This window comes from Microcoleus sp. N9_A1 (assembly GCF_036701795.1).
In the GTDB taxonomy this organism is placed as follows: domain Bacteria; phylum Cyanobacteriota; class Cyanobacteriia; order Cyanobacteriales; family Microcoleaceae; genus Microcoleus.
In genome coordinates this window covers 21,006-44,674 of record NZ_JAUBRI010000027.1, presented here as the reverse complement: position 1 = coordinate 44,674, position 23,669 = coordinate 21,006, and the positions used below count along the sequence as shown (strand labels likewise).

Sequence of the window (23,669 nt, the reverse complement as noted above, 5' to 3'; positions counted from 1 at the left end):
AATAACCAGTCTCTATGTCTGAAGAAAGAAACGAAAAAGTCATCAGCCCTCAGCCAGTCGCTATTAGCTAATGACTGATGACTGATGACTGATGACTCAGGACTATTTTATCCAGTTAGAAAAGTTCCCGGATGTATACAGGAAATGCGGACGTATACAGAAAATACAGCTTAACGCAATCTTACAGCCGTTCCAACGGCAGTAATCAGCAGCAAAGCCCCGCTCGAGTCTACATTAATCGTGCCGGTGTCAACTTCCACCCCGATTACGGCATTGGCGCCGAGGCGCTGGGCTCGTTTTTCCAGTTCCGCGAGGGCATCTCGCTGTCCTTTGAGAAACACTTCCTCGTAACTGCCGGTGCGCCCGCCGATGATGTCGCGAATGCCCGCGAAGAAATCTCGCAGGGCGTTGGTGCCGTAGACAACCTCAGCAGTTACTATTCCCAGGTAAGATTGAATTTCTGCTCCTTGGATGATATCAGTTGTTGTTACAATCATCAGTTGGCCTCAATCGCGAAAATTTTGAGTGGGTCTTGTTCTGTAGATTTACTACATCTCGCCGCTCAAAGATTCCTGGTAAACCATAAGTTGTCAGCTTGGCAAGCTGACAGCAACTCGCTCTTTCATTCCACACACTCTTTGAAACAAATGGCCGTGCACAAACAAAGTCTCTTGGTATTCAGTACGTTGCTAGTAGCGGGATTCGCTGTCGCAGCGCCGCAGATAGCGCTCTCAGCAGAAACATCGGTTCAAGTCAACCCTCAAAATAATTCAAATTTAGATGCTCTGCTGCGACAAGGGCGCGAGTTCGTAGATTTAGGAGACTACAGTAAGGCGATCACCATTTATCAGGAAGCGGCACGTTTAGATACGGAAAACCCCCGCATTTTTTCTGGTATTGGCTATTTAGAAGCGCGTCAAGGTAACTATCAAGCCTCAGTGGAATTTTACCAACAAGCGATCGGTCTGGAACCGAACAATGCTGACTTCCAATACGCATTAGGATATGCTATGGCGAATTTGCAAAACTATCCCGCAGCAGCCACAGCTTACCGCCGCGCCGCTGCGCTCGATCGCAAAAATGTCAATGCCCGGATCGGTCTCGGAGTGGTACTCTTTCAGCAAAAAGATTACGTCGGTTCTTTTAAAGCATACCAAGAGGCGATCGCCCTCGATCCGAAAAGTTGGCAAGCTTATTCTTCAATGGGTTTAGTATTGATCCAGCAGGGAAGTTTTGCCAGTGCTGTCACCGTACTCCAACAAGCAGCCGAACTCGCTCCCAAACAAGCAGGTGTCCAGTTAAAATTAGGCACTGCTTTGCTGCGTGCGGGCTATACTTCCGAAGGGCTAGTAGCTTTTGAAGAAGCTGCCAAATTGGAGCCCAGGAACCCAGAAGTGCAGCTAGAAATTGGCGAACTTCTCCAGACTCAAAACGACTTCGACGGAGCGCTTATAGCTTATCAGCGGGCTATTGAGGTGCGACCTAATTTAGTGGAAGCACACGCAGGAATTGGGGAAATTCAACTGGAAAAACAAGATTTTTTAGGAGCAATTACCACTTTTCGGCGAGTGATTAAGCTTGATCCAAACCGGGCAGAAGCTTATTACAATATGGGTAAGGCACTCAAAGCGCGCGATCGCAAATCGGAAGCAATTGAAGCTTTTAAACAAGCCATTGATACTTACCGTCAGCAAGGCAACAATGATGGTGTACAAAAAGCTGAGGCGGCGCTCCAGCAACTAAAGTAATATCTCTCAATGTACTAATAGGTAATTGGCTAGCAGTTTTGAGTGTGGAGTAAGTAATTTTCCTAGGACTTAACTCCTTCCACTCGCCGTGTTGCAAGGAAAAAAGCAATCTCAAAACTGTTTCTATTCCCTATTCCCTATGCTCCCTTTCCTGTTGCTTCTTCCTTCTTACTTCCTTTGCTTAAGTTTTTAAGTGAATGCAGATAAAAATGGCTAAATAGAGTAGAATATTGGCGCGATTTGAGAACGGCGGTCACTTGTTGACAGTTGACAGTTGACTGTTGACCTTTACCTGGAAGGAAGAGGATTGAAGTAATGAATAGTCTTCTTTTAATTTATCCCTAAAAGGGAGAGGCTTTAAACCAATTCTTTCTGGTAAAGTTAAGAAGAAATAAGGGCGATCGCACAACAGTAGTTTGTCAAAGCTCCATCTTTTGTAATATGCTAGAACAGCTTACTGACAATGAATCTATTTCTATTGGTAGAGACAGCAAACTTGTTGACATTTGTAAAATAAGCAAAATATCCTCTCCCTAGAACTTCATCTATGCAAACGTATGACGTGATTATCATAGGCGCAGGTCACAACGGACTCGTCTGTGCATCTTATCTGCTGAAAGCTGGATATACTGTCCTCTTGTTAGAAAAACGTTCAGTTCCCGGCGGCGCGGCAACTACCGAAGCTGCCATTCCCGAATTGCCGGATTTTAAATTCAATCTTTGCGCGATAGACCATGAATTTATCCATTTAGGGCCAGTTGTAGAAGAATTAGAACTGGAAAAACACGGTTTAGAATATCTTTTCTGCGATCCAGTTGCCTTTTGTCCGCATCCCGACGGCAAATATTTCTTAGCGCACAAATCTGTAGAAAAAACTTGTGCAGAAATTGCCCGCTACAACGAGCGCGATGCTAAAAAATATGCCGAATATACAGACTTTTGGCAGCGGGCTTTAGGTGCAATGGTTCCGATGTTTAATGCGCCACCAAAATCCATCATAGATATTCTGGGCAACTACGATATTTCAAAGATCAAAGATTTATTGTCAGTCATCGGTTCCCCCGACAAAACGCTGGACTTTATTCGCACGATGCTCACCAGCGCTGAGGACATTCTCAATGAGTGGTTTGACGAGGAATTTATCAAAGCACCCCTCGCAAGATTAGCATCAGAACTGGGCGCGCCTCCTTCGCAAAAAACCCTGGCTGTAGGCGCAATTATGCTGGCAATGAGGCACAATCCCGGCATGGCAAGACCGCGCGGAGGGACGGGTGCATTAGTGCAAGCGCTGCTTAATGTGGTGAAAAAATACTCGGGTGTCGTACTTACCGACCAGCACGTCGAAAAAATATTAGTTGATAACGGTCGCGCAGTAGGAGTTCGAGTTGCCGGTGGTACGGAATACCGCGCTACAAAAGGTGTCATTTCTAATATTGATGCTAAGCGCTTGTTTCTGCATTTAATGGATGACAGCGATGTCGATGCTGCTGACCCGAATTTGCGGGAAAGATTGGAGCGAAAAATTGTTAATAATAACGAGACTATTCTCAAAATAGACTTAGCTCTCAATGAAATACCAAAGTTCGATCGCTGGAACCATCGAGACGAGTATTTAATGGGTTCTGTGTTGATTGCCGACTCGGTGAAACACGTTGAAATTGCTCACAGCGAGCCTTCAATCGGCAAAATTCCCGACTCCGATCCATCGATGTATGTGGTGTTTCCGACGGTAAGAGACCCGTCAATGGCTCCCCCAGGACACCATACGGCTTGGATTGAATTTTTTGCTCCTTACCAGATCGAAAATGCTGAAGGAACAGGCCAGCACGGTACGGGTTGGACGGATGATCTCAAAAACAAAGTTGCCGATCGCTGCATCGATAAATTAGCAGAATACGCGCCGAATATCAAGAAGTCAATAATCGGCCGCCGGGTCGAAAGTCCAGCAGAATTGGGAGAGCGTTTGGGGGCTTTGAAGGGGAATTATTACCATGTTGACATGACGCTGGATCAGATGATATTTTTCCGTCCTTTGCCCGAGTTGGCGAATTACAAAACGCCGATCGAGGGTTTGTATCTCACGGGGGCGGGAACGCATCCGGGTGGCTCGATTTCCGGGATGCCGGGACGCAATACCGCTCGCGTTTTTATGCACTCCCAGCAGCCTTTCGCCCAGACTTTAGCAGATGCGGCTAATTCTCTGAAATCTACGGCTAAATCGGTATTTCGGAGTAATGAGAAGTAAGATTTTTAGCAACCGCAGATGAACGCAGATAAACGCAGATGGGAGCGTTATCTGCGTTTGTTTGTATTGATTTATCAGTCTGTGAGTGCGAGAATTTTTTCTGGTTGATTCCCTGTGAAGGGAAAACGATTTGCGATCGCCCTCAATACCCTTTCTAAATCTGTGCATCTTTCGCGCTCGGTGGCGGTGGTTCGCGTTCCATCAAATCAGTTAAAATATTGTAAGCTGTTGTGCATTTAAATTGTATTTTGAGGGCGGGCAGGATGCCCACTCCACAAGAGTGAAAATTTATTTTACCATGCAATTTAAAGGCGGATTAGCTTATATTTAGAGGAAATATTCCCTCCATCAAATCCTCAATATTAGAGGAACGGGTTAACGCTGAAGGCATTTTTGAACTTAGTATCGCAGCCAAACCTTTAATGAAAGCAGAACGGCAAGTCGCTGGTAGAAGTCGCTTCCCCTCTCTGGATCAGGGCGATCGCCGCCGATCCCCCTGCATCTCGCATTCTCCTCAATTCATACTTTATGCGGATGAAAACGCCGGCCCCAAGTTGAGAAAATGGGAAATGGCGTTACCCTTTTTTTAGCGATGGCAAACCGAGTTTTGATTGTCGGGGGCCGAGGACGAATTGGCAGCAGTGTTGCCCAAGACCTTGTTACCCATACCGACGCAGAAATTACTCTTACTGGGCGCAACCCTGAAGGCTCTATTGGGCCGGGATTGCCGCCGGATAGGGTGCACTATCAAGCTTTAGATTTAGCAGACAGTGCTGCCCTGCAAAAAGCTGTTTCATCCTCTAACCTCGTGGTTCACTGTGCCGGGCCATTTCACTACCGAGACGCCAGCGTGCTGAAAAATTGCATCGAGGCAGGTGTTAATTATACTGATGTTAGCGACAGCCGCAGTTTTACTCGCAGAGCTTTAGAATTGCGTGAAACTGCTAAAAATGCTGGGATTACTGCTATTATTAATACGGGCATTTTCCCCGGTGTTTCTAACAGCATGGTGCGCCGAGATGTGGAACAATTAGATGAAGCAGAACACATCCATTTGAGTTATGTAGTCGGAGGTTCTGGCGGGGCTGGCGTTACCGTCATGAGAACTACTTTTTTAGGCTTGCAAACCCCTTTTGAGGTTTGGGCAGATCGCAAGTGGCAGCAAGTAAAACCCTACAGCGATCGCGAAACGATAGAATTTCCCGAACCCTACGGCAAAACAGGGGTTTACTGGTTCGATATGCCGGAAGCAATTACTTTGCCCGAAACTTTCCCAGTAAAAAAAGTTGTGACTAAATTCGGTACGTCTCCCGACCTTTACAATCACCTTACCTGGTTTGTTGCTAAGTATTGGCCTGCTAGCTGGCTAAAAAATAACTCCGTGATTGAATTTCTCTCCTACGTCAGTTATGGGATGACCAGTGTTACTAATAGTTTTAGTGGGGTTGGTGTGGCAGTGCGATCGCAAGTGACCGGTCTCAAAAACGGTCAACCGGCTAAAGTTTGCTCGACAGCGGTACACCCAAATGCTGCCGTCGCTACTGGCATTGGTACTGGCAGCATCGCTCAATTAATGTTAGAAGGTAAACTGGAAAAACCGGGGATTTGGTCGGTAGAACAAGCTCTTTCTACTGAGCTATTTGAACGAGCTATGCAGAACAGAAACCTAGACATAGAGCAGGTTGTTTTGTAGTCACTTAGGTTATTTATAGCACTTTAAAATGTTGGGTAATGGGATTTTTGCCCGAACTGCTAAGACGCGAAAGACGCGCCGCAAGAGAAGAGTCAGGGGCTTCGTAATTGATGGGAAAACCCCGAGATAGGGTTCCTCACAGGAATTGCGATCGCCCCTCATAGGAGATGAGTTCCGCTTGTCTAACTAATCTATCTTTTGGTAGAAGTAATAGTAACAAGCAGGCGCTTAAGATATGGGATGTCACGGGAAACATCCCTTTTGGCTCGCTCTAGATGCGGTAGCTGCGACAAAGATTGCGCTTGAAACAAGGTTGTCAATGTGCGATCGCAGTGAAGAAGCGACAAACACCATAATTTTTGCGGAAAAATACGAGGAGAAGTTGATATGAAGCGGGTTTTAAAAGCTCTAGGACAAAGATTGAGCCAAAGCATTTTGCTGGTCTGTACCCTGGCTTTCATTGGTCTGCTAAGTCTAGCGGTAGTACCCAGTCAGGCTGCTTACGCAGGTCAAGACAGGAGTCAAGCGCAGCCAGAAGCTAAAATTACTGACCCCGCAGAAAGTTTCGAGGATCTCAATCCCCAAGCAGCTTACGAAGAAATAGTCAAAACCTCTCAAAATCCTGCAAAGGTTGAGAAAGCTTACGACGAAAGCTTAAAGGAGTACAAGGGAGAACACGCACAAGAAGGCATAGTTCAAAAAGCTGAAGAGTTGATCGAAAAGGTCACGGGCAACTAATAAATCAATCAAGAGATTTATATCTAACTCAAGTTGCTGGTAAATACACAGCTTCCGTGAGTACACAATTGATCCGAGATCAGAACTCACTTGAACATAATGATCTAGGGTGCGCCTCGGCGCACCTTATCGTTTGAGAGTAGCGTATAAAACTACTTTGTGAGTGGAGAAGTATTTTCTCATTTCCCTCGTTTTTAAGCTAGCAGCTTCATCCTTAAGGCAGATGAATAGATATGAATTTCAAAGGTAAATTTAACTAAGAGTTACAGTTAGATAAAAGGAAAAAAATATCATGAGCGATGACAAAAAAACGGTACATGAACCTGATGCTAACCTCGACCCGCTGTCGGGGGAAACAGGGGCTCATCCAGTGGGAACGGGTATTGGTGCGGCGAGTGCCGGTGCTGCGGGTGCTGCGATCGGCGGTGCCATCGGCGGGCCTGTAGGAGCAGTTGTCGGCGCTGTTGTGGGTGCGTTTAGTGGCGGTTTGGCGGGGAAAGGTGTGGCCGAGGCGATCGACCCCACGGTAGAAGATGCTTACTGGCAAAGCAACTACAATTCCCGTCCTTACGCTGACACGAGCGCGACTTACGACGACTATCAGCCTGCATACCGCACCGGTTATGAGGGATACAGCCGCTATGGCGGTAGTGGTAAGAAATTCGACGAGATCGAACCCGATTTGCAGCGTGACTACGAAACAAATCGCGGTAAGTCTAATGTGAAGTGGGAAAAAGCTAAGCACGCCACGCGCGACGCTTGGGATCGGGTGGAACGCGCTGTTCCTGGCGACATCGACAAAGACGGCCGCTAAGGGCTGATCGCAAGTATTTTTCAGTCTAGGACGCACATAAACTCGATCGTTCCGGGTTTTTTACCCTGGTTCGGGAATGCCGCCAAGTGTTGTGATAAAAAAATCCGGTTGGTGCGTCTTGGACTGTTGTTGATAGGTGGCACAGTTTTTAACGCGAGTTTAGCGAAGTTTTTGGGGATTTTGAGCCCCTCTCTACATCCGAGAGGGGCATTTTTAGGTTAAGTTGAAATCGCATTTTTCAACAAGATTTTTTTTTCACAGGAGTGCGAGCATCTTGCTCGCTACAGAGGTATAGGCTTTGCTGTGCGGGACGTTCACACTCCTAAAAAACGCTTTTTACACTCATCGGGATGCTCCGGTTTAAAATTGGCATTTTTTTTTGACTATAAGCCTTAAAATTAAACTAATTCAGGACTGAGGCATCGATCGCATATTTCAGTCCTTATTCGCGATGCGCTTTCTTCAATCGCAGCCGGAGCGTGAAAGCGTCGGTTGTGTTAAGTCCGATAATTGTTAAAAATCCCAAACCGTATCATCTAAAATTGGTATAAATTGTGAATGAAATGTTGGAAACAGCTTGGACACTCAAGCAAAATTTAATTGACTTTGTGCTGGATGCTGAGGGAGAGTTGGCGGTAGCTTTGGAAGCTTATGCTGCAGCTCGATCGACTGGTGAGCGCTACGACATTGCTCAGCAAAATCAAGTGATTGACAGTTTTACCATCGAAGGTAAAGTCGGAGAGAAAACGCCGATCGACCTATTTGCGGAAAGTCAGCCGGATTTAACCGAGAGTGATCGCAGCTTGCTAGAAAGTTGGGGGCACAGAAGCTTCACTGGGTTATTTGAAATCACTCAACTTTCCCCCGACAGGTTTGAACTGATGAACTGGCTGACGGCAAAGCACTACATTGTCAAGCCCAATAGTCCTAATTTTCTTGCAGAAATGTCTCGCTTTAAGTTAGGAGAAATCTTGCGGGCTCGGATTGCTCCCCTCACCGATGACTGGTGGATACTCTCGGGCCCTCCGATACCGATGGGGAAATTGGGCAAGCCGAAGTTGGCGGTGGCGATCGGCAATTTCAAGCAACATCACAAAAAGAACCTGTACAGCGATGCCCCGGAATTGTTAGAGCAAGCTTGGCAGTCGGTAGAACACTACCATGAAGATTTTACCGAATTTTTTGGCAGTGAGGAAGTAACGCTATCGGGATATCACCTGAATAAACAGTTGGCTGAATTTCAGGAATTCATCACTAAAAAACGCCTAGCTGATATCGGCGTTGATGGAAGTAAATCTCTGGCGGATATCGTTGAAGATGCCGGAGTCGATCGAGAAGAAGTCAAAGCAGCAGCAATCGCGGCGGCAGGTACCGATGCTAAGGCAGTTGAGGTAATGCTCGACAGCAATGCTAATTCAAAAATGGTAATGCCGAAAGTTGAATTGCCCGATCGCTTCAAGAAAGCCGAACAGGTGACAGCACTTTCTCATCCTCGCTGGGGACAAACCTTTTTGTCTACTTACGCTCAATTTACTGCGCTGCTAGCAGCCGAAGACTTTTCAACCGTTCCCGGTTACGAAAAGCTGGTGCGTAACTATCTAGAAGATCCTGCAATTAATGTCTGGATTTGGCAACAGTTAGCTAAAGTTAATCCAGCGAAATTAGAACAAATTTTGCAAACTGTATTGGAACGTACAGACTTTCAGATCGATCGCGATTTAGATGCCCTGCTGCAAGAGTTTAAAAAACCCTTAGAACCCGAACTCCCGGAAATTGCCAGCGTTCCCCAGCACCTGCACAACTTATTTCAGGAAGCTTTAGGCGAAGTTAATAAGTCAAAGTCCAAACCGCAGGAGAAAAAGAAAAGCTCTAAAGGCTTTAAATCCTAACTAGGTGACAACTCCACACGCTGACTGGAAGCCAGTACAGCGTGGGCTTCGCCAACGGATACTCGATGAGATGGCCGCAGCCCAGGGACAACAGAAACAGAGTGGCAATTTCAAGCATGAGTGCGATCGACCCTAGCCATTTTGGGCGCGTTAATCTGCATCCCTCAGATAATAAACCATTAAACAAGCTCACAGCTAGCTGTGAGCTTATTGCCCGGTTATAACTCAAATAGCTTTGCAGTCAGGACTTTAGTTTTTCTTCACCGCGATCGAAAGAACTGAAGTCCTCACTACAAACACCTTTTGTTAATCTTCAACTCGTCGGACAGCCATGCGTTGCAGCGGCAGGCTGAGTATGCTAGAAGCAGTCAACAAGTAAGAAAGAACCGTAGTCAGCTTCAAACTGAGCAATAACCAGCTATCCTCTGGTAGGTGAAGTTTCAGCCCGAAAAAAGAGATGCAGTACACTATCCAGTAAGTAAAGCTCATCTTGATTAGGATTTCTTCGCTCAAAGTGCGATCGTCCGTTGGCTGCGAGTTGCGATTATCACCCAGCAGGACTAGACCCGCAATAGAAGCCACAAAAGAAACCATAACGAGATAGTCATGCCAGTTAAGCTCAACCATTTCTAAACTCCGCTTTTATCCGAATTTTTGGAATCAAACATCAGTCTAAAGGATAAGTTTTCCCGCTCAAAGCAATAGTTACAAATTGAAACAGCCGGAGTTACAAATCGCAATGAAAATTCACCGCAACCGCCAGGAACAGGCACGTTTAGTCAGCCGCCAAGGACAATTTCCCTTAAATATTGTCAAGTTGGGAGTACCTCGCCTGCATTTTGCCGACCTCTACCACAGGCTGCTAACTCTTTCTTGGCCGCGATTTTTCATGCTGATTTTTATTTCGTATACAGTCACAAATTCTTTATTTGCCTTAGCTTACTTGGCGGGAGGAGATTGCATTGCTAACGCACGGCCGGGTTCTTTCCAAGATGCCTTTTATTTCAGCGTACAAACAATGGCGACGATCGGCTACGGCGCTATGTATCCGCGCACGGATTACGCTAATACTATAGTCGCGATCCAAGCGCTTTTTGGTTTGTGGGGAGTCGCGATGGTGACGGGACTGGCTTTTTCGAGATTTTCTCGACCAACAGCTAGAGTGATCTTCAGCCGCGTAGCTGTGATCGTTCCTTTCAACGGCGTTCCGACTCTGATGTACCGCACGGCAAATCAGCGTTTCAACCAAATTTTAGAAGCGCAGCAGCGAGCTACTTTGATCCGCGACGAGGTAACACCGGAAGGAGAATTTATGCGGCGTTTTTACGATTTGCAATTGGTGCGGAGTCACTCTCCGATTTTTGCCTTAACTTGGACGGTTATGCACGCAATTGACGATAGCAGTCCTTTGTACCAACTTACTGCTAAAGACTTGATGGAGCAACAAGCGGAAATTGTAATTACGTTAACAGGGATTGATGAAACTGTTTCGCAAACTATTCATGCGCGACATTCTTTTGTGGCATCTGAAATTATGTGGAATATGCGGTTTGTAGATATTCTTTTGAAATCGGCGACGGGAGGGCGGGTGGTTGATTATACTCGGTTTCACGATGTGAAGCCTGTGGAATGAATGTTTTAATTGAGCCAATGCTAGAATACCTGTATGGCAAAACAAGTTAATATTTATGAACTCAATAACTGCGAACATGACACTAAAAGAATTGCAACCGCAACTCTTGGCTTTAACTCCTGAAGAGAAGGCTCAAGCTATAGAATTACTAGCCCAAAGTTTAAGAAAATTTGGGTCTGGAATTCAAAATACTCCCGGCGTGTGCGGTGGCGATGCTTGCATCAGACAAACGCGAATTCCTGTTTGGGTGCTGGTGAATGCTCGCCGTTTAGGTATTTCTGAAGCTGAACTGTTAGAAGACTATCCGACTCTGCGTGCCACTGATTTGGCGAATGCTTGGGCTTATGCTGAGGCATATCCTGATGAGATTGAAATAGCAATTAGAGAACAGGAAGAGGCATAAACAGTGGCAGATATTTATAGCGAGATCGCACAAAGCGTTAAAACTGAGATATTTTACCATTTCAAATCAGGCTTTTATGAACGGGCAAGATGCCCGTTCCACAAGAAATTCATTCTTTGTGGAACGGGCATCTTGCCCGTTCTTGAAAATGGTACAACATCTCAGTTAAAATAAACAAAAAACTCCTTGTACTATGCGAATACTTCATACTGCTGACTGGCATTTAGGGCGGCGTTTCCGAGGAATCGATCGCACTTTTGAAATTGCGATCGCCCTGGAACAGATTTTGAAACAAGCCAAAGCCCTCGATGTCGATGCTGTGTTGGTTGCCGGAGACATTTTTGACGTTCCCAACCCGACCGCCTACGCTGAACGCATTGCCTATCACTTTTTCTGCGAACTCCAAGCTGCCGGAATTCCCGCAATTGCGATCGCCGGCAATCACGATTCAGCATCCCGCATCGACAGCATCGCCCAACTGCTATCCCTCGCCGGCGTTCGCGCTTTAGGTAAACCCAGGCGATCGGCAGACGGCGGCACGATTACTCTTAATACAAAAAGTGGTAAACTGTGCGTGGGAGCAATGCCTTTTGCTTCCGAACAAAGACTGTTAGATGCTAATTCTCTCTGGCACTCCGGCGACGCTAACCGCCGCCAAGATTACCGCGAAATCGTAGCAGATTTACTGCAAAATTTAACCACAGATTTTCGCGACAATACGGTGAATATGCTGATGGGACACATGAGCATTGACGGCGCTCGCTTGGCTAAATCCGAAGTCGCTTACTACACGCGAGAAAAATACCTGCTGTCATCGCAAACTCTGCCGCCGGAAGCTCAGTATGTCGCCCTCGGACACATCCACATTCACCAGCGCATTGCTAAGAATTCCCCAGCTTATTATTCCGGTTCTTTGATTCAGTTAGATTTCGGAGAAGCGGAACAGGAAAAAGGATTTTGCTTGATCGAAGTTGAGCCTGGAAGTCAGGCTAAGGTAGAATTTAGACCTGTAGCTTGCCACAAACCGTTAAAAGTGCTTCAATGTCATAATGACAATCTCGATCAAATTTTAGAAGCTCATCAATATCATCCTGGTTTCTTGAAGGTAATTGTCGAACTGGACAGCCCGCAAATCGGATTAGCCGATCGCGTCCGCCAAATCTGTTCTCAAGCGCTGTTAATTGAGCCGCGCTATCGGGATGCACCGCTAGAAGCAACAGAGAACACTAATATCGATCCCAATAATTTCGATCCTGCCGCAGAGTTCTGCAACTATTATCAAAACCGCTTGGGAACGACTCCGCAACCCGCTGTATTGGAGGGATTTCAGAATTTGTACAAGAAGTTTAAGGAAACAGTTAATAGTTAAATTGGTAATTGGTAATTGGTAATTGGTAATTGGTAATTGGTAATTCTTTGCCATTGCTAGTGATTCCCCGAACGGACTTGATAAGTGCCATAGCACTCGAAACAACATAATTGTAAAAATTCCCAAATCTCAAATCTAAAATCAGTATGCGTCCCCTAGAACTTTTACTCGAAGGATTTACCAGTTTCCGCCGCGAACAGCGTTTAGATTTTTCTCAACTCGATTTGTTTGCAATTACTGGTGCTACAGGTGCGGGCAAATCTTCACTGTTAGATGCCATGACTTACGCTCTTTTTGGCATGACAACTCGCAGCGGCAAGCAAGTAGGCGATTTGGCAAGTCAAGGTAGTAAAAATTTAAAGGTGCAGTTGCGTTTTGCTGTGGGTTCTGCCCAGTATCGGGTGACGCGGACATGGCGTTTTCGTCCAAAAACTCCTGAAAATAAGGTGATTTTGGACTGCTGGCAAAACGGCGAATGGGAAACTTTGGGGACGAGTATTGTTGCAGTGCAAAATACGATTGAACAAATTTTAGGAATGGATTTTGATACTTTTACGCGAGCAATTATTCTGCCTCAAGGAAAGTTTGATGAGTTTATTAAAGGGGATACTTCTAAACGCCGGGAAATTTTGCGGCAGCTAGCGGGATTTGAGATTTTTGAGCAGATGCGGAAGGAAGCAAACGAACTCGCAAAGTTGCTGAAACAGGAACGGGAAATGGTGGAAAGGCAGTTAGCTGAGTTGAGCGCGCCGACGGCGGATGAGGTGGATCTAAAGCGATCGCAACTTTTGATTTTAGAGCAGCAGTTACCTGAGTTCGATCGCGCTGTGATGAAAGCTCAGAAGGCGTTAGATGAAGAGGAACAGCTATTTTCGCAAATCGCTCGCTGGCAAGAGTTACAACAACAACTGACTGAATTAAATGCTAATTCCGCCGAGGTGACAATTTTAGCACAGCGTTTAGAAAGAGCGCAAGCTGCCAATCATTTACAGGGAGATTGGGCTTTAGTGCGATCGGCTCGCAGTCAGTATGAAACTGCCGAAAGTGCCTCGGTGGCAGCGCGAAAGCAGTTAATTAAAGCTCGCTCTGAGCTAGCAGTAGAGCAGCAGCAACTTGACGCGGTAAAAGCCAAAGAAGAGGTGCTAGCGCCACAAATTAAGGCTCGCGAAAATGCTCTAGCTGCTGCTAAAGTATATGAAGAACAGCGTGCTCAATTAGAAAAAGAAGTTGCGCTTGCCCAAAAAATTCAACAGGAAAAACTCCGCTTTTTTATGGCAGCAGATAAAGACCTGCAAGCTGCTAACACTAAAATTCAAGGTGCGGGTTTTCGAGTTACTCAAGCAGCGGCACAGCTCGAACAGTATTCGCTGGGAGGAAAGCGTTTAGAGCAATTGCAGCAAATTTCACCCTTATTGATGGAAATTCAGCTAATTACCAAGCAGCAAAAGACTCAGCAAGAACAGTTGGATAAATCTCTGGCAGAGAAGGAAAGCGCTCAACAAAATTATGTGGAGGCTACTACTAATTTAGAAGCAGTTGAACTCAGGCTAAAAGAGTGCGCCCGTGAGTTAGATGTGGTCCAAACCGCTAATGCGGAAGCGGCACGTTTAGAGAGTGTTTCCGCTATCAGAATGTCGCTGAATTCTGGGGATACTTGCCCGGTGTGCGGGGGGGTGCATCCTGAGAGCGAGATCCTCCCTCCTTTGCCGAATTCTAATATTGTCGATGTCGCTGGTTTGCGGCAGAAATTGGCGACGGCAAATCAGGTTTTTCAAGATGCTCAAAGGTTGGCGGCTGAGGCAAAAAGTGCAGTTGCAGCCTGCCTGCAAAAAGAGTCGGAAATTGCTCAAATGCTCGAATTAACTGCGAATAGAGTTGCTCAATTGCAGCAGGAAATCACTCAAGTGCTGGAAAATCCTCAGTGGGAAAGCTTGGGGTTGCAGCAGGAGTTGGCAATCCTTAAAGAGAGCGATCGCCAATACCGCCAAACCGAACAGCAGTTCCAACTGGCATCATTGGAATATGATAATTTTCAGCAAAGATTTAATTTTGCGGTGGCCACTCAAGCTGCTAAACAGCAAGAATATCAAGATGCGATCGCCGAATCAGACCGCCGCCACCAGCAGTTGCAAAGTTGTGTAAATGCGCTTTATCAAATTACCGAATATCAACCTTATGCTAATTTAGCAAAAGCCTTAGAACAAGACAAGCAAGAATTGGCAAATCTACTGAAAGTTGCTGAAAAATCTTATCAAAGTGCTCAAAATACGGTTATTCAAGCTGCCGAGAGAGAGCAACAAGCTGGAGAAGTTTTTGGACAAGCCCAAGCCCAGAAACAGCAGCTCAACCTGGATTGGACTACAAAATTAACAGCGGCTGATTTCACAGAAGAGACATTTTTAGCAGCGGTTGCGACAGTTAAAGAACAATCGCAATGGGAAAACGCTATTCGCTCTCACCGCGAATCAAAAATTCAGTTAGAGACGCGGGCGAAAGATTTGAGCGAGGCGATCGCAGGCCGAACTACCGATGAGAATACTTTAGCACAAGTGCGATCGGCAAAACATACCGCCCAAGAAAACCTCAAACAAGCCAACAACAACCGCGCCGAACTGTTAGCTTGGATTCAAGTAGCAGCTCAAAATCTCGAACAAGCCGAAAGACTGTCACAGCAAATTACAAATTTCACAGAACAAGAGCAAACCTATCACACCTTAGCGCAGAATCTCAAATCCAACGAATTTCAATCCTACATTTTAGAACATTTAGAAGCAGAATTAGTCGGCAGCGCCACCTTGATTTTGCAAGAATTAACCGAAAATCGCTACAAACTAAAAAACCAAGAAGGCGAATATTGGGTAACAGATAATTGGAACGGCGGCGAAGCGAGACGAGTCCGCACCCTTTCCGGCGGCGAAACCTTTGCCACTTCGCTATCAATGGCTTTAGCTTTATCAGAAAAACTATCTCAAGGAGCTCAATTGGGCAGCTTATTTCTCGATGAAGGATTCGGCACTTTAGACGCAGAAACCCTCGAAAGCGTTACTCAAATTTTAGAATCTTTGCGGCAGCGAGACAGGCTGATTGGAGTGATTACCCACGTTCAAGGATTAGGCGAAAGATTGCCCGCACAAATTAAAGTTTTTAAATCCCCGCAAGGCTCTAGAATAGAAGTTGAAAGAGTTTAGAAGACTCGGCGGTTGAAACCGCGTCTACACAAGCAAAACCCGGATGGTGCGCGGGTTGAAGAAAAAATGGTTAAAATTAAATTGTTTTCTTCAGTCGGCGGAGGCCGACTTCCCTCGTGTAGACGCGGTTTCAACCGCCGTCTACAAAGAAATTTTATCCTAAAAACAGAGTTAAATTAAATGAAGATTTACAAAACTCGAATGCAATCGGTACAATCGCCAATAATTCCCGTAGTAGGCGAACTAATCCGGCAAAATCCGGGAACGATATCATTAGGACAAGGCGTAGTTTACTACAATCCGCCCCAAGAATCCTTTAACAAAATCCCCGAATTCTTCGCAACTCCCGATAATCACAAATACAAAGCCGTGGAAGGAATTCCACAATTACAAGATGCTATCGCAGCCAAACTTAAAACTGATAACGACATAGAAATTAATAGCAAAAACTGCATTGTCGTTACCGCAGGCAGCAACATGGGATTTACCAACGCCATTCTCGCCATCACTTCGGCGGGAGACGAAGTTATTATCCAATCACCTTATTACTTCAACCACGAAATGGCGGCAATCATGGCAAATTGCCGACCAGTGATAGTAGAAACCGACGCTAGCTATCAACTCAATATTGATGGCATAAAAAAAGCAATTACCGACAAAACGCGAGCAATTGTCACCATTTCACCCAACAACCCAACAGGCGTAGTTTATGATTCTGAATCACTGCGCGAAGTAAACGAAATTTGCCGCCAGCACAACATATATCACATCAGCGATGAAGCTTACGAATATTTTACTTATAACGGCGTCAAACACTCTTCGCCCGCCGCTTTTCCCCACAGCAGCGAACATACAATTTCTCTGTTTAGCCTCTCCAAAGCCTACGGTTTTGCGAGTTGGCGCATCGGGTATATGGTAATCCCAGAACATTTGCTGGTTTCGGTGAGGAAAATTCAAGATACAATCTTAATTTGTCCGCCGGTAATTTCTCAGTATGCAGCTTTGGGAGCCTTGCAAGTTGGTAGAGGTTACTGCGATAATTATGTAAGGGCGATCGCATCTGTGCGACAACTGGTATTAGACGAACTCAATACAATCCAAAATCTGTGTACAATTTCCCCAGCCTGCGGAGCATTCTACTTTTTCTTGAAAGTTGATACTGAAATCGATACAATCGAATTAGTAGAACAATTAATTCGCGAATATCATGTAGCAGTGCTTCCCGGTACAACCTTCGGCATGGATAGTGGCTGCTATTTACGGGTTGCTTACGGTGCTTTGGAAAAAGCAACCGCCACCGCAGGTATTAGGAGATTGGTTAAAGGTTTGAAGACAATTTTAAACAAGTAAAATAGGAAGATTCAACATGGTTGCCACTAATTTAAAAGCAAATACAAATATCCAAGATACCTGCGCTGCCAAACTGGCAGACTTGCGCGATTTGATGGCAGATGCTGAATTAGATTGCTATTACATCCCAGCGGTTGACGAACACTTAAATTTATCAGTTCCAGCAGCGAAGCAACGGCGAGCTTGGATTTGCGGTTTTACGGGTTCCGCCGGCGATTTGTTGGTTGGTAAAGATTCCGCTTGGTTGTTTGTGGATTCCCGCTATTACGAACAAGCTGAATTGCAAGTAGATCCTGCACTCATCGAAATCTCGAAAATCGGGTTAGAAGGAAATTTAACCTTAATTGAAACTTTAGAAAAACTGGCTGTAGAATCGGCAGAAAAATCAACTAAAATTAGATTTGGTTTTGACCCGTTTACTGTAGCGACAGAGCAATATCAAAATTGGGTAAAAAAATTCGCGAATGCGGGGATTGAGCTCATACCAATTCCGGAGAATTTGACAGACAAAGTGCGATCGCAAACTCCTTGGAAAACAGCAGAGACTTTACCCGCGATTGATGCAGAGCCCATATTTAGCTTACCTGTATCCCTGACAGGAGAAACCACCGCCGAAAAATTAGCCAGAGTCAAAGAAGCGATGCAACTCGCCAATATCGATGTGCTTCCGATTACCAACCTGAATCAAATAGCGTGGCTGTTCAATCTCCGAGGCTCGGATATTCCCCACATTCCCATTTTCATATCCTATGCCATTGTCACGACAGATTCAGCGTTTTTGTTTACAAATCCCGAACGAATTCCACTAGAAATTAAGCAAGAATTGCGGGCGGATATAACTTTGCTTCCCTACGCAGATTATCCGCATACATTAGAAACTTGCGTAAATTTGCCGAATAAAGTTCGGGTATTTTTAGACCCGAAACACAGCACAGCAGGCACGTACCAGTTAATCTTAAACCAGCAAGAAGCGCAGTTCTACAACATCGAAATAATTTTTAAGACACATCCGGTAGAAGGGATGAAAGCTCGGAAAAATCCTGTAGAAATCGAGCAGATGAAATCAGCCAATTTCAAAGCAAGCCGAGCGAAAGTTCTTACTTTAAAGTGGTTGAGTGAACAGCTAGAAAATAGTAAGGTAGTGACAGAGTTTGATGTCAAAGAAACCATCGAAAGTTTTTATCAGCAAGAAACGGATTTTCAGACTTTAACGTTTAGAACGATCGCAGGTGCGGGAGCAAATAGCTCGATCGTACATTACGGCACTCCCAGCCCGGAAATCACGTTAAAACCAGGAGAATTGCTGCTGCTGGACTCAGGCGCACAGTATCTAGCAGGAACAACCGACGACACGAGAACCCTGATTGTCGGGGAACCGACGGCGCTACAAATAGAACACTACACAACAGTGTTAATCGCCCACATCAACTGTGCACTGCAACAATTTCCCAAAGGTACAACTGGCTCGCAATTAGATGCGATCGCCCGTGCGGTATTATGGCAACAACAGCTAGACTACGGACACGGAACCGGGCACGGAGTCGGCGCATTTTTAGCCGGTCACGAAGGCCCCAACGGTATCAGCAAATCGGTACAATATCCCCTCGAACCGGGAATGGTAACGAGTATCGAACCGGGATATTACGAACCGGGATGGGGCGGAATTCGCCTCGAAAATCTCTATGTTGTCAGGGAAATGCCGTCAAAAAACGCTACGGTTTGGTACGGATTTGAACCGTTGACGTATATTCCCTTTGAAAGGAAATTGATTAATGTCGATCGACTGTCAAAGACTCAATTACAATGGTTGAACAACTATCACGCTTCGGTAGTCGAGAAACTCTCACCCGTACTTGATGCAGCAACAATCGCCTGGTTGAAAAAAGCCTGCGCTGCGTTAGGTAAAATTCAATAGGTTCAGTTAAGCCACATCCCCCCTTAAAAAGGGAGGGACAAAAGCTGCATCAAAGTCCCCCTTTTTAAGGGGGATTTAGGGGGATCTCCGGGCTATACAAACCGCTATCGCCAGCATATTCGATTATAATAAATTCGTTTTAAGCAAACGTCTTTTCAATGCAGAGCGACTGCTATATTTATTATGCAGTTGTTGAACCAGTGTGAAAAATTCAACTGTTTGGTTTTGATACTCCGCTAAATCTTGGAGTTTTAAAAGTAAAATCACTACTTCATCATAAGAGCTAGAAGTTCCTTTTTGAATAAGAGCGTCTATATCTTCCCAAGCAGCCGTTTTTCGCTTGGCCAAAGCTTCTAATTCTCTGATTCGTGCAGCTTTAGCTTCCTTTTCTCTTGTTTCTTCTTCTTGTTTTTCTTCCTTTTCTGCGCTTGCTAAAAGCTGACGAATTGTTCGTTTACCGGGATTCTGATCTTGCTTAATTTCTATCATTGCTGATAATTTGTTACGCAATTCAATAGAGAGATTAGATTCTCCTTTGAGTAACCGCAGTAAAAAACTATCAACTTCAGAACGATCAAGTTTTTTGATAGCTTCTGTGATGCTACTTTCGGGAATTGAAGGTTTAGTAACACTCGCACTGATTGCAGCTTTCAGTAGATGCTCATCCACTTCAAAAATATCGATAAAAGCCTGTAACGATGAAGATAACTTACCGAAATTAGGAGGAACAGGTGGCTCTAGTCCTTCTTTATCATCATTTTCATCATCATCATTTTCATCATCATCATCTCGCTCATCTTCATCTTCGTCGTCGTCGAATTCATCAAGATAGGTAATCCCTTTCAGCCAAGCCAAATAAAGTAAACGATAATCTCCCTGCAAAATTTCCTGGCGCAAACCTATCAAAGACGATAAATTTCCTTCTCCCTCTATCCACCCATCAAAACCTTCTTCCTCGTTAATAGAAATCTCTAAAATGACAAAATTATTAATTTCCGAAACCTCAACTATATCTTCAACGCAATATTGCCGCATCAGTTCGATATCAATCAAACCTTTGGGGCAACGAAACATTAGCTGTAACGATCCCCAATTAGCTATGTAAAACATAGCATCGAAATATTTGATTAATAATTGTTTTTCTTGGCCCGGTAAGTCTCCATAGCTATAGACAAAAATAGCTCTACTAGAGCTGATTTGCGCGCGACTAGAGAGTTGGCTGAGTGCTTCTTGTTCGGATTGAGTCAAACGTCGATCGACGCTTTGAAACTCGTAATATTGATATTCGCTCATTTTGGGTTATTGCAAGTACATAGAAGAGATCTTAAAGGCTTCTTCAGGCGTACCGTAGAAACTGCCATTTCTGAACATACAAGGCTCGTATTTTTCACTGCTATAGGCGTAAAACCCCAGAGTCCAAGCTTCTTCATCACTAAAGTAACGCAGCCGACACAGTTGAAGGGGGGTATTTCGCCTTCGTTCTAAATATTCTTCACGAGATATGCCAAGCTCTTTGCTCGGAAAATCTAGGGGTATCTCAGGTTCTGTATAGGCATCAATGTAACAAAACTGACTGCGAAAGCGGATGCCTAGGCGAGTGTACTTACCAGCGTAGTTAGCAGCAGCATAATCTAGAATACGCTGCTTCACCCGTTCTTGAACTGCGGGAGGGATTTTCACTCCTCCTGAATGTGGATCTTTTACCCAAGGGGACATTTCACTACTCTGGTAAACTGCTGACAAAGTTAGTGTAGAATAACTTGCTAACTTTAGTTGCTAAGATTTAATCAAACTTGATAATCAGACGCTCTAGTGGGCGATCGCCCGATTCAATATAATTGCCGATCACAAACAGATATCAATCATCTACATGGGTACACATTTTTTTACTCAACAATTGAAACCTTTGTGATGAGAGGCTTTTGAGCCTGTGTAAGTATATTTCCAGGGGGAATTTCTGATTCAAGGAAGCCCCGGTAAAAAAACAGAATACCCAGAACCACGACTTATTTAAGCGCTGCGGCGCTTTAAAAGAAGAGCATTTTACGTTTAATTAGAGCGACCTACTTATCTCAAAAAAGAACGATCGCCCTGACATCCACCCCAACCCTAGCTAACTACAGTCACCGCCGACTCTGGCACCTGAGAATGCTCCACCCGGAACACATTCGCGCTCAAATTAGCAACAACTTGTTTCCCCTGCTGCGTCAGTTCCAAATAGCCGATCGCATCCTTCACATATCGATAAACCACATTCCAATAAAACTTCGGATAACCATCCCGCAACTCCCCCGGATTCTGATAGCCCAAAACCAGATTTTGCCCAGTCTCCTCAAACTCATAAAACAGCGCCGCAATCTTTTGCAAATATCGTGGATCACTCAACTGACCAATTAAATCAGCAGCGCGAACTAAACCTGGATAATTGACAGTATCTTGATAATCTTCATCTGCAGGAACTGGGAAACGAGTTAGCTCAATATTACGCTTAACCAGCTCAGCATCAATCAGTTTGTGACCGCCAAAACGCTCGTCAATAAACATTTTTCCACGATCGACATGATAAGGCATCAAACTAGCATCCGTCGCCCCCGGAGGCAGCGTTAATTTCAGGTCGCCTATTCCCGTCGCATACAGTCCCAAATCTGTTCTATCTTGCCTGCAAACACCTTTAACATACCCGATATCGTGACATAGCAAAGCAATGTGGAAGTGCAGCCAATCTTCGCAGGAAACACCCCCTTCGCGGATGTGCTTCCCACCCAGAATTGCTTGTCCCACCAAGGTTACTAAAATAGTGTGTTCGACATTATGGTAAAGAGCATCGCTATTAGCAATATTTTCTAAAGCCATACTCGCCACCCAAGCAATAATCTCGCCATAGTCAGATTTAAACCCGCCGTAAGTGTGGCAGTAGCCTTCAATCAGGTGATTGACAAAAGCCTTAATCAGCAGCTCAGTTGCGTTAAACATATTCACTTCCCTGATCCCACGTAGATTATTAAATTATTTTTATAGTTATTGTTTTTGCTGCTACCGTTAGATGTATTTTTGGCTTAAGCGCCACGATGGATACCCACTCCTATCGAGAGGCATCCATTGATATTATCAACAATTATGGCTTAAATTATGGCTCTCGCAACTACCAGAGCGCAGACCCCATAAATAATTGATATCAATGGGCGATCGAGGTATGAGACCCCTCAATCAACAGTACGGCGTTACATCTTCCCCGCATACGTCAGCCAAAAACGAGAGCAATCGAAAACGCAACCCCACTAATTCCTCATACACATGATTAAGCTTGCATATAGGCGGTATGTAGAAAAGATGGTGTCCCAATAACTAGATATCTCTCTCACAATGATACCCGGAGGGTATAAGTTGGCACACCACTGAGTTACTGGTGGCTCTCCCACTGCAATGCTATCGAGCCACTGTCGCACTGGTTGCACGAGGCGAACGCGAAAAGTTAAGTCTTGGCACTGATTTTCCGGGAAAATACTTGTAGTAAAATTCATGATTTGTCTCAGTAATCCTTACTAACAAAAACTTATGAATCACCCGACTTAATCCTCAACGAAACCCGCTGTTGCTCCGGTGACGTGAATAAGTTTTATCCGTGACACTCGCCGCCCCCAAATGTGATGCGAAGGGCTAGCATTTGTGATTGAAAATTCGCAAAAGTGTGAGACAGATCACGCCCTCTGTTCCCTACAGAATGTATATTTAGATAGATGGCAATAAAATAAGACAGAATAACTTGCAGCCCTCCCTCGCAGCTCCCCTCTCCTATCATCTGCGATCTACTGCTCTGTATACTTACTAATATAAGGTTTCAGGCAATGATTCAACAAAAACATAAATATGCCGACCTTGCTCAACTCCCCCACACAGATACCGTGCTCCAAAAACTCCCTGTAGAAGTTAAAGATTGGGCTCAAAGCTTGCCTTGGAACCAACGGCGTTATGTCTTGTCCCTCTGCTACATATTGTGTGCATCTACTCCCGACTTGCAAGCCGAATTTTTAGATAATTATACAGCCGACGGTTTAGTATCAAAAATGTTTGAAGATGTAGATACTCTACAGCGAGTCAAAGAGTATTTAATCAGATTTAGAGTCAAAAAAGAATTAAACGAATCAGATTTAAGAAGCTACATCAAACAATTTTATATCCACTCAGCTCAACAATCGCGCCGAGAAACAGACCAATATTTAGAATCTGCACTCCGCTTCGTCTTGAGTACAGAAGAACGCAATAATGTTTTTAACTACATTTTGGGCTTTGAATTTATTAAAATTGCGTTTCAAATGAGCTGGTTGCAACACGAAAGATTAGCGAGACTGCAAAAAAATCAGTCCCAGTTTATTGAAACCTATATCAAGCCGATTCAACACGCACACAGAATTAATGGCATAATTCTACCGAAAGACGAGAGAATTTTTTTTGCCAGACGCACCTATTACGTTCAACTACCTAACATTTCCTACAGAAGGCTCATTGAGTTAGTCATGGCAACTTTTACTACAGAAATGGTGAGTAATTGCGGATTTTCTATCAGCCGCCACTCTCAAGCTCTGCGTTTTGACTGCGATTACATTTATGATCCAGAACCAGAAGAAGAAAGATTTCCTACTGACTTGCAATTTATTCATTGACTTTAGGTAGTAATTTGTACCCT

General features: G+C 44.8%; 21 protein-coding genes. 14 read left to right on the top strand and 7 right to left on the bottom strand.

From position 1 onward, the window contains the following. Positions 1 to 170: 170 nt before the first annotated feature. A complete protein-coding gene (locus QUA58_RS14725) occupies positions 171 to 497 on the bottom strand; it encodes a YbjQ family protein (RefSeq protein WP_172184303.1) in 327 nt (108 codons plus the stop codon). A 150-nt stretch (positions 498 to 647) separates the two neighbouring features. On the opposite strand from QUA58_RS14725, the gene QUA58_RS14720 reads away from it, so the two are divergent. From QUA58_RS14720 to QUA58_RS14690, 7 genes are all read left to right on the top strand, one after another. Continuing rightward, complete coding sequence (locus QUA58_RS14720; protein ID WP_333254930.1) at positions 648 to 1,748, top strand: tetratricopeptide repeat protein; 1,101 nt, start codon at positions 648 to 650, stop codon at positions 1,746 to 1,748. A 547-nt stretch (positions 1,749 to 2,295) separates the two neighbouring features. After that, a complete protein-coding gene (crtO, locus tag QUA58_RS14715; protein WP_333254932.1) occupies positions 2,296 to 3,993 on the top strand; it encodes a beta-carotene ketolase CrtO in 1,698 nt (565 codons plus the stop codon). A gap of 422 nt (positions 3,994 to 4,415) precedes the next feature. Next, positions 4,416 to 4,583 carry a hypothetical protein gene (locus QUA58_RS14710; protein ID WP_333254934.1) on the top strand — a complete coding sequence of 56 codons (168 nt, stop codon included), beginning with the start codon at positions 4,416 to 4,418 and terminating at the stop codon, positions 4,581 to 4,583. 2 nt (positions 4,584 to 4,585) lie between these two features. Next, positions 4,586 to 5,686 carry a saccharopine dehydrogenase NADP-binding domain-containing protein gene (locus QUA58_RS14705; RefSeq protein WP_333254936.1) on the top strand — a complete coding sequence of 367 codons (1,101 nt, stop codon included), beginning with the start codon at positions 4,586 to 4,588 and terminating at the stop codon, positions 5,684 to 5,686. A 387-nt stretch (positions 5,687 to 6,073) separates the two neighbouring features. Next, positions 6,074 to 6,424 carry a hypothetical protein gene (locus QUA58_RS14700; RefSeq protein ID WP_333254940.1) on the top strand — a complete coding sequence of 117 codons (351 nt, stop codon included), beginning with the start codon at positions 6,074 to 6,076 and terminating at the stop codon, positions 6,422 to 6,424. A gap of 292 nt (positions 6,425 to 6,716) precedes the next feature. After that, positions 6,717 to 7,238, top strand: a complete 522-nt coding sequence (locus tag QUA58_RS14695) for a hypothetical protein (protein WP_333254941.1) — start codon at positions 6,717 to 6,719, stop codon at positions 7,236 to 7,238. A 563-nt stretch (positions 7,239 to 7,801) separates the two neighbouring features. Next, on the top strand, positions 7,802 to 9,127 hold the full coding sequence (locus QUA58_RS14690) for a hypothetical protein (RefSeq protein WP_445243693.1): 1,326 nt from the start codon (positions 7,802 to 7,804) through the stop codon (positions 9,125 to 9,127). A gap of 306 nt (positions 9,128 to 9,433) precedes the next feature. Here QUA58_RS14690 and QUA58_RS14685 read toward each other — a convergent pair whose 3' ends face one another. After that, positions 9,434 to 9,754 (bottom strand): hypothetical protein, encoded by a 321-nt coding sequence (locus QUA58_RS14685; RefSeq protein ID WP_333039230.1) that lies wholly within the window; start codon positions 9,752 to 9,754, stop codon positions 9,434 to 9,436. 112 nt (positions 9,755 to 9,866) lie between these two features. Here QUA58_RS14685 and QUA58_RS14680 point away from each other — a divergent pair, with 112 nt between their 5' ends. From QUA58_RS14680 to QUA58_RS14655, 6 genes are all read left to right on the top strand, one after another. Beyond that, positions 9,867 to 10,760: an ion channel gene (locus tag QUA58_RS14680; RefSeq protein ID WP_333394615.1), complete on the top strand. Its 894-nt coding sequence runs from the start codon at positions 9,867 to 9,869 to the stop codon at positions 10,758 to 10,760. Between the two features lie 76 nt (positions 10,761 to 10,836). Next, a complete protein-coding gene (locus QUA58_RS14675; protein WP_333254061.1) occupies positions 10,837 to 11,163 on the top strand; it encodes a DUF433 domain-containing protein in 327 nt (108 codons plus the stop codon). Positions 11,164 to 11,356: 193 nt separating this feature from the next. Then, the gene (locus QUA58_RS14670) at positions 11,357 to 12,532 is read left to right on the top strand and encodes an exonuclease SbcCD subunit D (protein WP_333254059.1); all 1,176 of its coding nucleotides are present in this window, start codon (positions 11,357 to 11,359) and stop codon (positions 12,530 to 12,532) included. 146 nt (positions 12,533 to 12,678) lie between these two features. Further along, the gene (locus tag QUA58_RS14665) at positions 12,679 to 15,720 is read left to right on the top strand and encodes an SMC family ATPase (protein WP_333394613.1); all 3,042 of its coding nucleotides are present in this window, start codon (positions 12,679 to 12,681) and stop codon (positions 15,718 to 15,720) included. Between the two features lie 180 nt (positions 15,721 to 15,900). Beyond that, positions 15,901 to 17,070 carry a pyridoxal phosphate-dependent aminotransferase gene (locus QUA58_RS14660; RefSeq protein ID WP_333254055.1) on the top strand — a complete coding sequence of 390 codons (1,170 nt, stop codon included), beginning with the start codon at positions 15,901 to 15,903 and terminating at the stop codon, positions 17,068 to 17,070. A gap of 16 nt (positions 17,071 to 17,086) precedes the next feature. Then, the gene (locus QUA58_RS14655) at positions 17,087 to 18,985 is read left to right on the top strand and encodes an aminopeptidase P family protein (RefSeq protein WP_333394611.1); all 1,899 of its coding nucleotides are present in this window, start codon (positions 17,087 to 17,089) and stop codon (positions 18,983 to 18,985) included. Between the two features lie 123 nt (positions 18,986 to 19,108). Here QUA58_RS14655 and QUA58_RS14650 read toward each other — a convergent pair whose 3' ends face one another. From QUA58_RS14650 to QUA58_RS14630, 5 genes are all read right to left on the bottom strand, one after another. Next, positions 19,109 to 20,278, bottom strand: a complete 1,170-nt coding sequence (locus QUA58_RS14650) for a hypothetical protein (protein WP_333394608.1) — start codon at positions 20,276 to 20,278, stop codon at positions 19,109 to 19,111. 6 nt (positions 20,279 to 20,284) lie between these two features. Continuing rightward, a complete protein-coding gene (locus QUA58_RS14645) occupies positions 20,285 to 20,665 on the bottom strand; it encodes a hypothetical protein (RefSeq protein WP_333394607.1) in 381 nt (126 codons plus the stop codon). Between the two features lie 429 nt (positions 20,666 to 21,094). After that, positions 21,095 to 21,958: an Npun_R2479 family HD domain-containing metalloprotein gene (locus QUA58_RS14640; RefSeq protein ID WP_333254047.1), complete on the bottom strand. Its 864-nt coding sequence runs from the start codon at positions 21,956 to 21,958 to the stop codon at positions 21,095 to 21,097. Positions 21,959 to 22,192: 234 nt separating this feature from the next. Continuing rightward, positions 22,193 to 22,279 (bottom strand): Mo-dependent nitrogenase C-terminal domain-containing protein, encoded by an 87-nt coding sequence (locus QUA58_RS14635; RefSeq protein ID WP_333254065.1) that lies wholly within the window; start codon positions 22,277 to 22,279, stop codon positions 22,193 to 22,195. Continuing rightward, positions 22,264 to 22,506: a hypothetical protein gene (locus QUA58_RS14630; RefSeq protein WP_333254069.1), complete on the bottom strand. Its 243-nt coding sequence runs from the start codon at positions 22,504 to 22,506 to the stop codon at positions 22,264 to 22,266. The genes QUA58_RS14635 and QUA58_RS14630 overlap by 16 nt, the downstream gene beginning before the upstream one ends. 324 nt (positions 22,507 to 22,830) lie before the next feature. Between QUA58_RS14630 and QUA58_RS14625 the strand changes: the two genes are divergently transcribed. After that, on the top strand, positions 22,831 to 23,646 hold the full coding sequence (locus QUA58_RS14625) for a cobyrinic acid a,c-diamide synthase (RefSeq protein WP_333254044.1): 816 nt from the start codon (positions 22,831 to 22,833) through the stop codon (positions 23,644 to 23,646). The last annotated feature ends 23 nt before the right edge of the window (positions 23,647 to 23,669 follow it).

Bases quoted from the DNA above. Each gene is read 5' to 3' on its own strand.
- QUA58_RS14695 (WP_333254941.1), top strand. From the start codon at position 6,717: ATGAGCGATGACAAAAAAACGGTACATGAACCTGATGCTAACCTCGAC.
- QUA58_RS14665 (WP_333394613.1), top strand. From the start codon at position 12,679: ATGCGTCCCCTAGAACTTTTACTCGAAGGATTTACCAGTTTCCGCCGC.
- crtO (WP_333254932.1), top strand. From the start codon at position 2,296: ATGCAAACGTATGACGTGATTATCATAGGCGCAGGTCACAACGGACTC.
- QUA58_RS14720 (WP_333254930.1), top strand. From the start codon at position 648: ATGGCCGTGCACAAACAAAGTCTCTTGGTATTCAGTACGTTGCTAGTA.
- QUA58_RS14700 (WP_333254940.1), top strand. From the start codon at position 6,074: ATGAAGCGGGTTTTAAAAGCTCTAGGACAAAGATTGAGCCAAAGCATT.
- QUA58_RS14710 (WP_333254934.1), top strand. From the start codon at position 4,416: ATGAAAGCAGAACGGCAAGTCGCTGGTAGAAGTCGCTTCCCCTCTCTG.
- QUA58_RS14725 (WP_172184303.1), bottom strand. From the start codon at position 497: ATGATTGTAACAACAACTGATATCATCCAAGGAGCAGAAATTCAATCT.
- QUA58_RS14690 (WP_445243693.1), top strand. From the start codon at position 7,802: ATGTTGGAAACAGCTTGGACACTCAAGCAAAATTTAATTGACTTTGTG.
- QUA58_RS14675 (WP_333254061.1), top strand. From the start codon at position 10,837: ATGACACTAAAAGAATTGCAACCGCAACTCTTGGCTTTAACTCCTGAA.
- QUA58_RS14655 (WP_333394611.1), top strand. From the start codon at position 17,087: ATGGTTGCCACTAATTTAAAAGCAAATACAAATATCCAAGATACCTGC.
- QUA58_RS14640 (WP_333254047.1), bottom strand. From the start codon at position 21,958: ATGTTTAACGCAACTGAGCTGCTGATTAAGGCTTTTGTCAATCACCTG.
- QUA58_RS14650 (WP_333394608.1), bottom strand. From the start codon at position 20,278: ATGAGCGAATATCAATATTACGAGTTTCAAAGCGTCGATCGACGTTTG.
- QUA58_RS14680 (WP_333394615.1), top strand. From the start codon at position 9,867: ATGAAAATTCACCGCAACCGCCAGGAACAGGCACGTTTAGTCAGCCGC.
- QUA58_RS14625 (WP_333254044.1), top strand. From the start codon at position 22,831: ATGATTCAACAAAAACATAAATATGCCGACCTTGCTCAACTCCCCCAC.
- QUA58_RS14705 (WP_333254936.1), top strand. From the start codon at position 4,586: ATGGCAAACCGAGTTTTGATTGTCGGGGGCCGAGGACGAATTGGCAGC.
- QUA58_RS14685 (WP_333039230.1), bottom strand. From the start codon at position 9,754: ATGGTTGAGCTTAACTGGCATGACTATCTCGTTATGGTTTCTTTTGTG.
- QUA58_RS14670 (WP_333254059.1), top strand. From the start codon at position 11,357: ATGCGAATACTTCATACTGCTGACTGGCATTTAGGGCGGCGTTTCCGA.
- QUA58_RS14660 (WP_333254055.1), top strand. From the start codon at position 15,901: ATGAAGATTTACAAAACTCGAATGCAATCGGTACAATCGCCAATAATT.
- QUA58_RS14630 (WP_333254069.1), bottom strand. From the start codon at position 22,506: ATGAATTTTACTACAAGTATTTTCCCGGAAAATCAGTGCCAAGACTTA.